Genomic DNA, 14171 nt, shown 5'->3' with positions numbered 1-14171 from the left:
ATGATGGCAGAGAGGTCACACCCGTTCCCATACCGAACACGGAAGTTAAGCTCTCTAGCGCCGATGGTAGTTGGGACCTTGTCCCTGTGAGAGTAGGACGTCGCCAAGCAACTAAACACGAGTCAAATGACTCGTGTTTTTTCGTGTTTTCTTTTATAATCCATAGTAATTAAAAAAATGTGCTTAAATAATTACTATTTTGATTAAATGCAGGGGAATGTGGCTAGGATAGTGAATAAGCAAAAGAGTTGCAAATTTTATTAATACGTATATAATTAAAGTCAAAGATAGTCAAAGTCAATAAAGGTGGCGGATAAATGAGAAATATATCTGATATCATTGAGCAATATCTAAAGCAAGTTATTGACTTAAGTAATAATAATGTGATTGAAATTAAAAGAAATGAGATTGCGGATCGATTCGAGTGCGTACCATCTCAAATCAATTATGTAATCAATACCCGTTTTACATTAGAAAGAGGATTTATAGTAGAAAGTAAACGTGGTGGTGGAGGTTACATTCGCATTATAAAAGTCAAACTGCATGATGATATAGACATTATTGATCAAATGCTTCATATGATTGATCATAGCGTTGCACAAGGGAATGCAGAGAGTATGATTATACGTTTATTAGAAGAGGGAATTATAACAGGCCGTGAAGCAAAACTAATGTTAAGTGTACTAGATCGTTCTGTATTATCAATGGATATTCCTTCTCGAGATGAACTTAGGGCTCGAATATTATGCGCAATGTTAAGAACACTGAAATATAAATAAATACAGCTTTTGTAAAAGAATGATAATTAAGATAGGGCAGTTAAATATTGTAGAAGTTTTGAAAAAGAGCATGTACTTTTATCTAAATGGATTAAGGAAAGAGGACAATCTAGTAATGTATGAAAAGTATCATGAGGTAGATCGTTCCTATTGTAAAGGTGGGGATATTGATGACTTGTCAAAACTGTAATATAAGACCAGCAACTTTACATTATACAAAAGTAATCAACGAGAAGAAGGCGGAAGTTCATCTTTGTGAGCAATGTGCGGAGCAAAGTGGCTATACGTCTTTCTTTCAATCATCACAGTCTAACTTTTCATTTCATGATGTATTTGCTGGTTTATTACACGGTGAATCAACAATGTTTGGAGAAGGAAAAAACGGGTTTTCAAATACAAATACAGTAAGATGTCCAGATTGTAAGATGACATATGAACATTTTACAAAAGTGGGACGCTTTGGTTGTGCTTCTTGTTACGATACATTTAAAGGACACTTAAACCCATTGTTAAAGCGACTTCATGGTGGACATACAGAACATTGTGGAAAAATTCCGGAACGAATGGAAGGAAATATCCACTTAAAGAAAGAATTAGATGAACTAAAACTTATTCTGAAACAATATGTACAGAATGAGGAGTTTGAGAAAGCTGCTGAGGTAAGAGATGAAATTCGAGGGCTTGAAACTCAGCTTAGTGAGCATAGAGAGGGGGAGTAGTTCTATGTCACTGGACAAAATTATGAATGAAGCGATTAGTCCATGGATGAAGGGGGATGGCCCTGATTCTGATATTGTTTTAAGTAGTCGAATTCGTTTGGCTCGTAATTTTAAGCAATATCAATTTTCTACTATGCAAAACGAAGAGGAAGCTCAACAGGTTCAAGAATTATTTAAAAAGAAATTTATAAATAAATCGGTAGAGCCCTTTGGGAAGTTTGGATTATTAAAAATGAATGAATTAACGCCTCTTCAAAGGAGAGTTTTAGTCGAAAAGCATTTAATTAGTCCAAATCTCGCAGGGACCGAATATGGAGCATGTCTGTTATCAGAAAGCGAACACATTAGTGTGATGCTTAATGAGGAAGACCACATTAGGATTCAGTGCCTATTTCCAGGGCTACAGTTATCAAAGGCGCTTCAAAGCGCTAATCAAATAGATAATTGGATTGAGAAAGAGGTTGAATATGCTTTTGATGAATCACTTGGATATATTACGAGTTGTCCTACTAACGTTGGTACAGGATTAAGAGCTTCTGTAATGATTCATTTACCAGGGCTGGTTTTAACAAAAAGAATTAGCCGTATTATACAAGTAATTCAAAAATTAGGGTTAGTAGTAAGAGGAATATACGGTGAAGGTAGCGAAGCGTTAGGTAATATATTTCAAGTATCAAATCAAATGACGCTAGGGAAATCCGAAGTAGATATTATTGCAGATTTAAAGAGTGTCATGCAGCAAATTATACAACAAGAAAAATTGGCCAGAGAATTAATTGTACAAAATTCGAGCATTGAGCTTGAAGATAAGGTTTATCGTTCTTACGGTATACTAGCAAACAGTCGTTTAATTCAATCTGCAGAAGCGGCAACTTGCTTATCGGATGTACGACTTGGTATTGATCTAGGATATATAAAAGGTATATCGAGAAATATTTTGACTGAGCTAATGGTTCTTACGCAACCAGGTATTTTACAACAATATGCAGGAGGACCTTTAGGACCGGAAGAAAGAGATTATCGAAGAGCAACCTTAATCCGTGAGCGATTACGTATTGAAAAAAACTAAGCGCAAGTAGGAGGCGATTTCTATGATGTTTGGAAGATTTACAGAAAGAGCACAGAAAGTATTAGCTTTATCTCAAGAGGAAGCAATTCGCATTGGGCATAATAATATTGGAACAGAACATATTTTACTTGGGCTTGTACGCGAAGGTGAAGGAATTGCAGCAAAAGCGTTAATTGCTCTTGGATTGAGCCCGGAAAAAGTGCAAAAAGAGGTAGAAGCGTTAATTGGACGTGGAACAGAAGCTTCTCAAACTGTACATTATACACCTCGTGCTAAAAAAGTTATTGAATTGTCTATGGATGAAGCGCGTAAGCTAGGACATTCTTACGTTGGAACAGAACATATTTTACTTGGCTTAATCCGTGAAGGTGAAGGTGTAGCGGCACGTGTTTTAAATAATTTAGGCGTAAGCCTCAACAAAGCAAGACAACAAGTATTACAACTTCTTGGAAGTAACGAAGCAAGTTCAGGTCACCAAGGTGGTTCATCGACAAATGCCAATACACCGACACTAGACAGTTTAGCACGCGACTTAACAGTTGTTGCACGTGAGAATCGTTTGGATCCTGTTATTGGACGTAGTAAAGAAATTCAACGTGTAATTGAAGTGTTAAGCCGTAGAACAAAAAACAATCCAGTGTTAATTGGAGAGCCTGGTGTAGGTAAAACAGCAATTGCTGAAGGGTTAGCACAGCAAATCGTAAATAATGAAGTTCCTGAAACGTTAAGAGATAAGCGTGTTATGACACTAGATATGGGAACAGTGGTAGCTGGGACGAAATATCGTGGTGAGTTTGAAGATCGTTTAAAGAAAGTAATGGATGAAATACGTCAAGCAGGGAATATTATTCTATTTATTGATGAACTTCATACATTAATCGGTGCAGGTGGAGCAGAAGGTGCAATCGATGCATCAAATATTTTAAAACCATCTTTAGCACGCGGAGAATTACAATGTATTGGTGCGACAACTTTAGATGAGTATCGTAAATATATTGAAAAGGATGCAGCTTTAGAGAGACGTTTCCAGCCAATTCATGTTGATGAGCCGAGTCTAGAAGAATCAACTCAAATCTTGAAAGGTTTACGCGATCGTTATGAGGCGCATCACCGTGTGTCTATTACAGATGATGCAATTGATGCAGCTGTAAAACTTTCTGATCGTTATATTACGGATCGTTTCTTACCGGATAAAGCAATTGATTTAATTGATGAAGCTGCTTCAAAGGTTCGCTTACGCTCTTATACAACACCACCAAACTTAAAAGAGCTTGAAGTGAAGCTTGAGGAAATTCGAAAAGAAAAAGATGCGGCTGTACAAAGTCAAGAGTTTGAAAAGGCTGCTTCCTTACGTGATATGGAACAACGCTTACGTGAGAAATTGGAAGATACAAAGCGTCAGTGGAAAGAGCAACAAGGAAAAGAAAATTCAGAGGTTACGGTAGAAGATATTGCAAATGTCGTTTCTACATGGACACGTATCCCTGTTTCTAAACTTGCACAAACAGAGACTGATAAATTATTAAACTTAGAATCCATTCTTCATGATCGTGTCATCGGCCAGGATGAAGCGGTAGTGGCTGTAGCGAAAGCTGTTCGTCGTGCAAGAGCAGGACTAAAAGATCCGAAACGTCCAATTGGTTCATTTATTTTCTTAGGGCCAACAGGTGTAGGTAAAACAGAATTAGCAAGAGCATTGGCAGAATCTATGTTCGGTGATGAGGATGCAATGATTCGCATTGATATGTCTGAGTATATGGAGAAACATTCAACTTCTCGCTTAGTTGGTTCTCCTCCAGGATATGTTGGGTATGAAGAAGGCGGACAATTAACAGAGAAGGTTCGTCGTAAGCCGTATTCAGTTGTCCTATTAGATGAAGTAGAGAAGGCGCATCCCGATGTATTTAATATTTTACTACAGGTATTGGAAGATGGTCGTTTAACTGATTCTAAAGGACGTACAGTTGACTTCCGTAATACGATTGTTATTATGACGTCTAACGTTGGTGCTGAGGCGTTAAAACGTAACAAACATCTTGGATTTAACGTACAAGATGAAAGCCGTGATTATTCGGATATGAAAGGTAAAGTAATGGATGAGCTGAAAAAGGCATTTCGTCCAGAATTCTTAAACCGTATTGATGAAATTATCGTATTCCATATGCTTGAGAAAAAACATATTCAAGAAATTGTGACTCTTATGGTAAATCAGTTAGTGAATCGCTTAAAAGAACAAGAAATTGAATTGCAATTAACAGAAGGGGCGATTGCAGCTATTGCTGATAAAGGGTTTGATCGTGAATATGGTGCTCGTCCACTACGTAGAGCAATTCAGAAGCATGTAGAAGATAGACTATCGGAAGAACTTTTAAAAGGTGCTATTGAGAAAGGGCAAAAAGTTATCTTTGATGTAGAAGGGGAAACATTTGTCATTCATAGTGCTGAAAAGGTAAAATAAGTATAGACAAACTAAGAGGGCTACGAGATAGCCCTCTTTCTTGTACGAGAAGGTCAAATGTTTATAGATGAAAGCGAAGTGAAATATAAAAAGATATGGCTAAAAAGAAAACAAAATTCACATGTCAAGAGTGTGGTTATCAATCACCAAAATATATGGGTAAATGTCCAGGGTGTGGTCAATGGAATTCGCTTGTTGAAGAGATGGAACCCGTTGTATCATCCAGACGCCTAAATTATGCAAATGCAATTCAAACAGAAGTAACAAAACCAAGACGTCTTACAGAAGTAGAAACAAAGTCTGAGGCACGTATTGAAACAAAATTTCAGGAGTTTAACCGTGTACTAGGTGGCGGAATTGTAGATGGATCTTTAGTACTTATTGGTGGGGACCCTGGGATTGGAAAATCAACGTTATTATTACAGATTTCCTCGCAATTAGCAGATGCTTCATATGATGTATTGTATATATCAGGTGAGGAGTCAGCAAAGCAGATTAAACTTCGTGCAGATCGTTTACATGTAAATGGTAGTAATCTATTTGTTGTATCAGAGACAGATTTACAGCGTATTGCAGCACATATTGAAGAGATGAATCCTGCTTTTGTTGTTATTGATTCTATTCAAACGATACATTTACCTGAAGTGACATCAGCTCCTGGTAGTGTGGCGCAAGTACGTGAATGTACAGCAGAATTAATGAAACTTGCAAAAACAAAGGGGATCCCAATTTTTATCGTAGGGCATGTGACAAAAGAAGGTGCAATTGCGGGACCGCGTATGCTAGAACATATGGTCGATGCAGTTCTTTACTTTGAAGGAGATCGACACCATACATATCGTATTTTACGAGCTGTAAAGAATCGTTTTGGTTCTACGAATGAAATGGGTATCTTTGAAATGAAAGAACTTGGCCTTGCAGAAGTCTTAAATCCTTCTGAAATTTTCCTTGAGGAAAGACCAGTTGGAGTTGCAGGTTCAACAGTAGTTGCCTCAATGGAAGGAACAAGACCAGTTTTAGTAGAAATACAGGCATTAATTTCCCCTACTAGTTTTGGAAATCCTCGAAGAATGGCGACAGGAATTGATCATAATCGTGTCTCGCTTATTATGGCGGTACTAGAGAAAAGAACAGGTTTACTATTACAAAATCAAGATGCGTATTTAAAAGTAGCTGGTGGTTTGAAATTAGATGAACCGGCAATTGATTTAGCTGTTGCCTTAAGTATAGCTTCAAGTTTTAGAGATAAATCTACGGCACCAACTGATGCGGTAATAGGAGAAGTTGGATTAACTGGAGAAATAAGAAGAGTATCAAGAATCGAACAACGTGTACAAGAAGCAGCTAAATTAGGATTTCAACGTGCTATCATTCCTAGAAAAAATTTAGGGGGGTGGACAATTCCAGAGGGGATTGAGGTTGTAGGTGTTTCTAATTTAGGAGAAGCGCTTCGTTTGACATTAGGAGGCTAGGCTATGGAAGAAAATAAGCAACGTGTCAAAAGTATAATTAATATTTTACAGCTCGTGGCCCCGGGAACACCACTGCGCGAAGGGATAGATAATGTACTTCGCGCACAAACAGGGGGACTAATTGTTCTTGGGTATAATGAGCAGATTAAAAGCATTGTTGATGGTGGTTTTCATATTAATTGCGCATTCTCTCCTGCTAGTTTATATGAATTAGCAAAAATGGATGGAGCACTTATTTTAAATGAAACTGGAAGTAAAATTTTAATTGCAAACGCACAGTTAGTTCCGGATTCATCTATTGATTCTATTGAAACAGGTATGCGTCACCGAACAGCAGAGCGTGTAGCAAAGCAGACGGGCAGCCTTGTTGTGGCCATTTCACAAAGACGTAATGTAATTACGCTATATCAAGGGAACTTACGTTATACATTAAAAGATATAGGTGTCATTTTAACGAAGGCAAATCAAGCAATTCAAACGCTAGAAAAATATAAGGCTGTATGGAATGACGGCATTACGAATTTGGGTATTCTAGAATTTGAAGAGGTCGTTACAATGTCCGAGGTGGTTCACGTTTTACATAGTGTTGAAATGGTGCTGCGTATTAAAAATGAAATATTGAGCTATATTCATGAGTTAGGAACAGAAGGTAGGTTAATTCGTTTACAGCTTACAGAATTACTAGCTGATTTAGAGGCAGAGGCAGCATTGTTAATTAAAGATTATCACCAGGAGAAAACACAAGACCATCATCAAATATTGAAAAAGTTACAAGATCTTGCAAATACACAACTTTTAGAGGATAGTGATTTAGTTAAATTGCTTGGCTATCCAGGACAAACAAGTTTAGAAGAAAGTGTGACACCTAGAGGGTACCGAATCACAAGCAAGATTTCTCGTGTTCCGCCACTTATTATCGAGAATTTAATTAATCGATTTAAAACATTGCAAGGTGTTTGCCGAGCAACTATTAATGAATTGGATGATGTGGAAGGAATTGGAGAAGTGAGAGCGAAGAAAATACGAGAAGGTCTAAAAAGAATTCAAGAGCATCTCTATATGAGTAGACACAATTAAGAATATTACATTGATTCTATAATATAACGACACTAGAACATTTTTGGTATATGATATGATATATTGGTAAATAAAACTATTTACAAAAAAACACGTCCGCTTTTGCATTCGGCGTTTTGATTAGCGAAACAATGGTTAATAATGAGTAGGAGGTGGTTGGATGTTAAAACGGATTGTACAGCTCTTCTTTTTAGTGATCGGGGGAGCGTTAGGGATTTACTTAATCCCAAAAATTATTAATGTATTAGATATCGGTGCGGTTCCTTTGTTGGAAGGATCGTATGTTCGTGCAATTATTGGTGCAATTATTTTATTTTTAACAACATTTTGGCTTGTAGATTATATTGTTCAACTTATTAAGCATATTGAAGAGGCTCTTGTAAAGGCGCCTGTAGCAGATGTTTTATTTGGTACATTAGGATTAATCTCTGGTCTTATTGTTGCATATTTAATTTTGATACCAATTCGTGAATTTACAATTCCAGTTATTAGTACGGTGTTGCAAGTGTTCTTCACCCTTTTACTTGGATATTTAGGATTCCAAGTAGGATTTAAAAAGAGGAATGAATTGCTAGGATTATTTACATTACCCCAACGCGGAGGTAAGAAGAAAAACAATAGTGAGAATGAAGAGGTAGAGGTCGAAGCAGAAAAATCTACGACTCATTGGAAAATTCTCGATACGAGTGTAATTATTGACGGACGTATTGCAGATATTTGCCAAACAAAGTTTTTAGAAGGAACAATTGTCATTCCGCAATTCGTATTAGAAGAGCTTCAGCATATTGCCGATTCTTCAGATGCTTTAAAGCGTAATCGTGGCCGCAGAGGGCTAGACATTTTAAATCGTATTCAAAAGGAGATGCCAATTCCGGTAGAAATTTATGAAGGCGATTTCGATGATATCCAAGAAGTAGATAGCAAGCTTGTAAAGTTGGCAAAAATCACTGGTGGAACTGTAGTAACAAACGATTTCAATTTAAACAAAGTTTCTGAATTACAAGGGGTTACGGTGTTAAACATTAATGATTTAGCTAATGCGATTAAACCAGTCGTACTCCCTGGTGAAGAATTAAGTGTTTATGTTGTGAAAGATGGTAAAGAACAAAATCAAGGTGTTGCATACTTAGATGATGGTACGATGATTGTAGTAGAAGATGGTAGAGAGTATGTGGGTTCACAACTTGACGTACTTGTTACTAGCGTATTACAAACATCGGCTGGTCGTATGATTTTCGCAAAACGTAAATTGCTAGAAAAAGCATTATAAGTAGAGGATTATTAATATGTATACATTAATTATTCCGGCAGCGGGCCAAGGAAAACGAATGGGTGCTGGTAAAAATAAGTTATTTTTACTTATAGATGAAGTACCAATTATTGTGCACACATTGCGTGCTTTTGAAAAAGATAAAGCGTGCAAAAGTATTATTATGGCAATTAACGAAGAAGAACGCCCGTATTTTGAAGAGTTAATGCAGAAGTACCAGATTGAAAAGCACGTACAATTCATTCAGGGTGGAGCCGAAAGACAAGATAGCGTCTATAACGCACTTCAGTATGCGAGTGGTGTCGAATATGTTCTTGTGCATGACGGGGCGCGCCCGTTCGTAACGAATAAAGTGATTCGCGATGTATTAACTGCAGCAGAAAAATATGGAGCTTCCATTTGTGCAGTGCCAGTAAAAGATACTGTTAAGAAAGTAGAGAAGGGTGTTGTTGTAGAAACGGTAGAGCGATCTCAACTTAACGCTGTACAAACACCACAAGGATTCTCTGTTTCTCTTTTGCTAGAAGCTCATAGAAGCGCAAAGCAAAGTTGTTTTCTTGGCACAGATGATGCAAGTCTCGTAGAACGTGTGGGGAAGCAAGTAGGTGTAGTAGAGGGGAGTTACTATAATATTAAAGTGACGACTCCGGAAGATCTATTAATTGCTGAAAGTTTCCTACGTGTTCAGAAGAAATAACATTGATGACGTGTTAATAAAGAAAAGCTCGGCAACAGCCGGGCTTTTCTTTATAAGGATAGCGATATAATATAGAGTCATAAAGCTCAGTAGTTTAGCTTAAGGAGGAAGTAAGGATGTTTCGAATTGGACAAGGTTTTGATGTACATGAATTTGCGGAAGGGCGCCCGTTGATTATCGGTGGAATTACAATTCCACACGAGAAAGGATTAATCGGTCATTCAGATGCAGATGTATTGTTACATACGATTGCTGATGCATGTTTAGGTGCGATTGCAGCAGGAGATATCGGAAAGCATTTTCCTGATACAGACCCAGCTTTTAAAGATGCAGATTCAGCTGTATTGTTACAAAAAGTTTGGGAATTTGTGCGTGAACAAGGTTACGAGTTAGGAAATTTAGATTGTACAATTATTGCTCAAAAACCAAAAATGGCACCACATATTGAGAGTATGCGTAAGCGCATTAGTGAACTGTTAGAAACGTCTATCGATAACATTAATGTAAAGGCAACAACAACAGAAAAATTAGGATTTACAGGTAGAGAAGAAGGGATTGCTTCTCAAGCGGTTGTTTTATTACAGAAAAAATAATGGTTTTTAATTCGTAAGATGGATAATCACATTTTTTTGGTGTACAATTATAGAATGTGTTGACATTAAGAATGGAAGGTGTACCAATTATGGAAAAGCAAGTGAGAGTGCGCTACGCGCCAAGTCCAACAGGACACTTACATATCGGAAATGCGCGTACGGCATTATTTAATTATTTATTTGCTCGTCATTTAGATGGCAAATTTATTATTCGTATTGAAGATACTGATGTAAAACGTAACGTGGCTGGTGGAGAAGAAAGCCAATTAAAATACTTGAAATGGCTCGGTATGGACTGGGATGAAGGTGTTGATGTTGGTGGTGAATTTGGACCATATCGCCAAACAGAGCGTTTAGATATTTATAAAAAATTATATGAAGATTTATTAGAGCGTGGTCTAGCTTATAAATGTTATATGACAGAAGAAGAGCTAGAAGCAGAGCGTGAAGGACAAATCGCTCGCGGTGAAACACCTCGTTACGCAGGTAACCACCGTGAATTAACTGAAGAACAAGTGAAAGAATTTGAAGCTGAGGGACGTATTCCAAGTATTCGTTTCCGTGTACCAGCTGATCGTGACTACACATTCAAAGATATTGTAAAAGATGAAGTTGCGTTCCATTCAAATGATTTCGGTGATTTTGTTATTGTGAAAAAGGATGGAATTCCAACTTATAACTTTGCAGTAGCAGTAGATGATCATCTAATGGAAATTACACATGTACTTCGTGGTGATGATCATATTTCAAATACACCGAAACAAATGATGATTTATGAAGCTTTCGGCTGGGATATTCCACAATTCGGTCATATGACTCTAATTGTTAATGAAAGTCGTAAAAAGTTAAGTAAGCGTGATGAATCTATTATTCAATTTATTGAGCAATATAAAGAGCTTGGGTATCTTCCAGAAGCAATCTTTAACTTTATTGCACTACTAGGTTGGTCTCCGGTAGGAGAAGAAGAAATCTTCTCTAAAGATGAGTTTATCAAAATGTTCGATGCAGCTCGTTTATCAAAATCACCTGCATTATTTGATTCTCAAAAACTAAAATGGATGAACAACCAGTATATGAAAAAGCAAGATTTAGATACGGTTGTAGAGTTAAGCTTACCGCATTTAGTGAAAGCTGGACGTGTGGGAGAAACTTTAAGCGAACAAGACCAAGCTTGGATTCGTGATGTAATTGCTTTATACCATGAACAAATGAGTTTTGGAGCTGAAATTGTAGAGCTTTCTGAAATGTTCTTTAAAGATCATGTTGATTATGAAGAAGAAGGACAAGAAGTACTAAATGGTGAACAAGTACCTGAAGTACTTCGTGCATTTGCTGGTCAAATAGAAGCTCTAGAAGCAATGGAGCCAGCAGCAATTAAGGCAGCGATTAAAGCAGTTCAAAAGGAAACAGGACATAAAGGTAAAAATTTATTTATGCCAATCCGTGTTGCAACTACAGGACAAACGCATGGTCCAGAGCTTCCGAATGCTATTGCACTTCTTGGAAAAGAAAAAGTTTTAAATCGTCTTCAAAAAGTAATTGGTTAACATTTTCTAGGTTTAGAAATATAATAAGTATACCTAAAACCTAATAAGGAAAAGCGACGAGAAGGAGAAGTAGAAAATCAGGCTTTTTACAGAGAGAACCACCTTTAGGCTGGGAGTGGTTTATAAGCGGATTTTTGAAATGCCCCTTCGAGTCTTCTGCTGAACAGCGAATTGCTTCGTGGGATGTCTTAGGCCGCAAAGTAAGCAGAAGCGGTGTACACCGTTATCATGGATGAGTTTGAGGCTTTTTTAAGCCTAAACAGAGTGGAACCGCGCTTAAAAGGCGTCTCTGTCAATATGACAGAGACGCCTTTTTTTTATACCGTGTAAATAGGTATGAATATAGAATTTATCTCCTTATATAAAGAATTAGGGGAGAAGTGATGAGTTAGGGGAGTTAGTTCGCTCGACAAAAAAGCAGCCCATAAAGGGGAGGGAACACCGATGTTTAAGAGGCTTCGGGAAGATATTGAAGTCGTTTTTGAACAGGATCCAGCGGCAAGAGGTTATTTCGAAGTCATTTTAACTTACTCTGGATTACATGCAGTTTGGGCCCATCGAATTGCACATGCTTTTTATAAAAGAAATTTTTTCTTTCTTGCACGTTTTGTTTCACAAGTGAGCCGCTTTTTTACTGGCATTGAGATCCATCCAGGAGCAACTATTGGTCGACGTTTTTTTATAGATCATGGAATGGGAGTTGTAATCGGAGAAACTTGTGAAATTGGTGATAATGTAACGATTTATCAAGGGGTTACATTAGGTGGTACAGGAAAAGAAAAAGGAAAGAGGCATCCAACAATTCAGGATAATGTATTAATTGCGACGGGTGCTAAAGTTCTTGGTTCTATTACTGTAGGAGAGAATTCTAAAATCGGAGCAGGGTCTGTCGTATTAAAAGAAGTTCCTGCACATTCTACAGTTGTAGGTATACCTGGCCGTGTCGTTATTCAAAATGGAGTAAAGATTGGTCAAGAATTAAATCAATCTGACCTTCCGGATCCGATTTTTGATAAATTAAAGGCTATGGAAGTAGAACTTGATAAATTGAAGAAACAATTGGAATTAAAGGTAGAAAGGAAGGATAAAAATGACTATTCACATTTATAATACGTTAACACGTCAAAAAGAAGAGTTTGTTCCATTAGAAGAAAATAAGGTAAAGATGTATGTATGCGGACCTACAGTTTATAACTACATTCATATTGGGAATGCAAGGCCTCCTATGGTATTCGATACAGTGCGTCGTTATTTAGAATACAAAGGATACGATGTGCAATATGTATCTAACTTTACGGATGTAGATGATAAATTAATTAAAGCGGCAAATGAATTAGGTGAAGATGTACCGACAATTGCTGATCGCTTTGTTGAAGCGTACTTTGAAGATGTAACAGCACTAGGTTGCAAACACGCAACAGTTCATCCTCGTGTAACAGAAAATATGGATATCATTATTGAATTTATTCAAGAACTTGTGAATAAAGGGTATGCATATGAATCAGAGGGTGATGTGTACTTTAAGACGAAGGAATTCGAAGGTTACGGTAAATTATCACATCAACCAATCGCAGATTTACGTCACGGTGCTCGTATTGAGGTAGGGGAAAAGAAACAAGACCCTCTTGATTTTGCTTTATGGAAAGCTGCGAAAGAAGGAGAAATCTTCTGGGAAAGCCCTTGGGGGCAAGGACGTCCAGGATGGCATATTGAATGCTCAGCAATGGCGCGTAAGTACTTAGGGGATACAATTGACATTCATGCTGGTGGTCAAGACTTGGCATTCCCACATCATGAAAATGAAATTGCGCAGTCAGAAGCATTGACTGGAAAAACGTTTGCACGTTACTGGATGCATAATGGATATATTAATATTAACAATGAGAAGATGTCTAAATCGCTTGGTAACTTTATTTTAGTTCACGATATTATTAAGCAATACGACCCGCAGTTAATTAGATTCTTTATGTTATCAGTACACTATCGTCACCCGATTAACTTTAGTGAAGAGTTATTACAAAGTACGAATAATGGACTGGAAAGAATTAAAACAGCTTATGGAAACTTAAAGCATCGTATGGAGAGTAGTACGGATTTAACGGACCATAATGAGAAATGGTTAGCTGAAATAGAGAAATTCCAGACTGCATTTGAAGAGGCAATGAATGATGACTTTAACACTGCAAATGCAATTACCGAATTATACAACGTAGCAAATCATGCAAATCAATATTTACTTGAAGAGCATACATCTAAAGTTGTGATTGAAGCATACGTAAAACAACTGGAAACGTTATTTGATATTTTAGGATTAGAATTATCAAAAGAAGAATTACTGGATGAAGAAATTGAAGAGCTTATCCAAAAGCGCATTGAAGCTCGTAAAAATCGTGATTTTGCATTGTCTGATCAAATTCGTGACGATTTAAAAGAACGTAATATTATTTTAGAAGATACCGCTCAAGGTACAAGATGGAAAAGAGGATAAGG

Annotated in this window: 12 protein-coding genes, 1 rRNA gene and 1 other annotated feature; all 13 genes read left to right on the top strand. The window is 37.2% G+C overall.

Annotation, left to right across the window (positions count from 1 at the left end):
- Positions 1-109, top strand: a 5S ribosomal RNA gene (rrf, locus tag MR168_RS10735); the annotation flags it as partial.
- 208 nt (positions 110-317) lie between these two features.
- Positions 318-779 (top strand): transcriptional regulator CtsR, encoded by a 462-nt coding sequence (ctsR, locus tag MR168_RS10730; RefSeq protein WP_001244558.1) that lies wholly within the window; start codon positions 318-320, stop codon positions 777-779.
- Positions 780-949: 170 nt separating this feature from the next.
- Positions 950-1498: a protein-arginine kinase activator protein McsA gene (mcsA, locus tag MR168_RS10725; protein WP_000128399.1), complete on the top strand. Its 549-nt coding sequence runs from the start codon at positions 950-952 to the stop codon at positions 1496-1498.
- 4 nt (positions 1499-1502) lie between these two features.
- On the top strand, positions 1503-2567 hold the full coding sequence (gene mcsB, locus MR168_RS10720) for a protein-arginine kinase McsB (protein WP_000050843.1): 1065 nt from the start codon (positions 1503-1505) through the stop codon (positions 2565-2567).
- A gap of 22 nt (positions 2568-2589) precedes the next feature.
- Complete coding sequence (gene clpC, locus MR168_RS10715) at positions 2590-5025, top strand: ATP-dependent protease ATP-binding subunit ClpC (protein ID WP_000971184.1); 2436 nt, start codon at positions 2590-2592, stop codon at positions 5023-5025.
- A 95-nt stretch (positions 5026-5120) separates the two neighbouring features.
- The gene (gene radA, locus MR168_RS10710; RefSeq protein ID WP_001085202.1) at positions 5121-6497 is read left to right on the top strand and encodes a DNA repair protein RadA; all 1377 of its coding nucleotides are present in this window, start codon (positions 5121-5123) and stop codon (positions 6495-6497) included.
- A 3-nt stretch (positions 6498-6500) separates the two neighbouring features.
- Positions 6501-7574 (top strand): DNA integrity scanning diadenylate cyclase DisA, encoded by a 1074-nt coding sequence (gene disA, locus MR168_RS10705; protein WP_000392158.1) that lies wholly within the window; start codon positions 6501-6503, stop codon positions 7572-7574.
- A gap of 160 nt (positions 7575-7734) precedes the next feature.
- A complete protein-coding gene (locus MR168_RS10700) occupies positions 7735-8844 on the top strand; it encodes a PIN/TRAM domain-containing protein (RefSeq protein WP_000919677.1) in 1110 nt (369 codons plus the stop codon).
- A 16-nt stretch (positions 8845-8860) separates the two neighbouring features.
- On the top strand, positions 8861-9541 hold the full coding sequence (ispD, locus tag MR168_RS10695) for a 2-C-methyl-D-erythritol 4-phosphate cytidylyltransferase (RefSeq protein WP_000288283.1): 681 nt from the start codon (positions 8861-8863) through the stop codon (positions 9539-9541).
- Between the two features lie 116 nt (positions 9542-9657).
- Positions 9658-10134, top strand: a complete 477-nt coding sequence (gene ispF, locus MR168_RS10690; RefSeq protein WP_000488386.1) for a 2-C-methyl-D-erythritol 2,4-cyclodiphosphate synthase — start codon at positions 9658-9660, stop codon at positions 10132-10134.
- An 89-nt stretch (positions 10135-10223) separates the two neighbouring features.
- Positions 10224-11681, top strand: coding sequence for a glutamate--tRNA ligase (gltX, locus tag MR168_RS10685; RefSeq protein WP_000415143.1), 1458 nt, complete (start codon positions 10224-10226; stop codon positions 11679-11681).
- A gap of 47 nt (positions 11682-11728) precedes the next feature.
- Positions 11729-11975: a binding site (T-box leader), on the top strand.
- A gap of 150 nt (positions 11976-12125) precedes the next feature.
- Positions 12126-12791, top strand: a complete 666-nt coding sequence (gene cysE, locus MR168_RS10680; RefSeq protein ID WP_086412304.1) for a serine O-acetyltransferase — start codon at positions 12126-12128, stop codon at positions 12789-12791.
- Positions 12772-14169, top strand: coding sequence for a cysteine--tRNA ligase (cysS, locus tag MR168_RS10675; RefSeq protein ID WP_000152276.1), 1398 nt, complete (start codon positions 12772-12774; stop codon positions 14167-14169). The genes cysE and cysS overlap by 20 nt, the downstream gene beginning before the upstream one ends.
- Positions 14170-14171: the final 2 nt, after the last annotated feature.

Origin of the sequence: Bacillus cereus group sp. BfR-BA-01356, from assembly GCF_022663635.1 — a bacterium.
GTDB classification, from domain to species: Bacteria; Bacillota; Bacilli; order Bacillales; family Bacillaceae_G; genus Bacillus_A; species Bacillus_A cereus.
Note: the sequence above shows the minus strand (reverse complement) of the source record. Positions and strands in the feature narration are given on the sequence as shown.

Excerpts from the sequence above, each read along its gene's own strand:
- gltX (WP_000415143.1), top strand. The coding sequence starts at position 10,224 with ATGGAAAAGCAAGTGAGAGTGCGCTACGCGCCAAGTCCAACAGGACAC.
- cysS (WP_000152276.1), top strand. The coding sequence starts at position 12,772 with ATGACTATTCACATTTATAATACGTTAACACGTCAAAAAGAAGAGTTT.
- mcsA (WP_000128399.1), top strand. The coding sequence starts at position 950 with ATGACTTGTCAAAACTGTAATATAAGACCAGCAACTTTACATTATACA.
- MR168_RS10700 (WP_000919677.1), top strand. The coding sequence starts at position 7,735 with ATGTTAAAACGGATTGTACAGCTCTTCTTTTTAGTGATCGGGGGAGCG.
- mcsB (WP_000050843.1), top strand. The coding sequence starts at position 1,503 with ATGTCACTGGACAAAATTATGAATGAAGCGATTAGTCCATGGATGAAG.
- ctsR (WP_001244558.1), top strand. The coding sequence starts at position 318 with ATGAGAAATATATCTGATATCATTGAGCAATATCTAAAGCAAGTTATT.
- clpC (WP_000971184.1), top strand. The coding sequence starts at position 2,590 with ATGATGTTTGGAAGATTTACAGAAAGAGCACAGAAAGTATTAGCTTTA.
- cysE (WP_086412304.1), top strand. The coding sequence starts at position 12,126 with ATGTTTAAGAGGCTTCGGGAAGATATTGAAGTCGTTTTTGAACAGGAT.
- ispF (WP_000488386.1), top strand. The coding sequence starts at position 9,658 with ATGTTTCGAATTGGACAAGGTTTTGATGTACATGAATTTGCGGAAGGG.
- disA (WP_000392158.1), top strand. The coding sequence starts at position 6,501 with ATGGAAGAAAATAAGCAACGTGTCAAAAGTATAATTAATATTTTACAG.
- ispD (WP_000288283.1), top strand. The coding sequence starts at position 8,861 with ATGTATACATTAATTATTCCGGCAGCGGGCCAAGGAAAACGAATGGGT.
- radA (WP_001085202.1), top strand. The coding sequence starts at position 5,121 with ATGGCTAAAAAGAAAACAAAATTCACATGTCAAGAGTGTGGTTATCAA.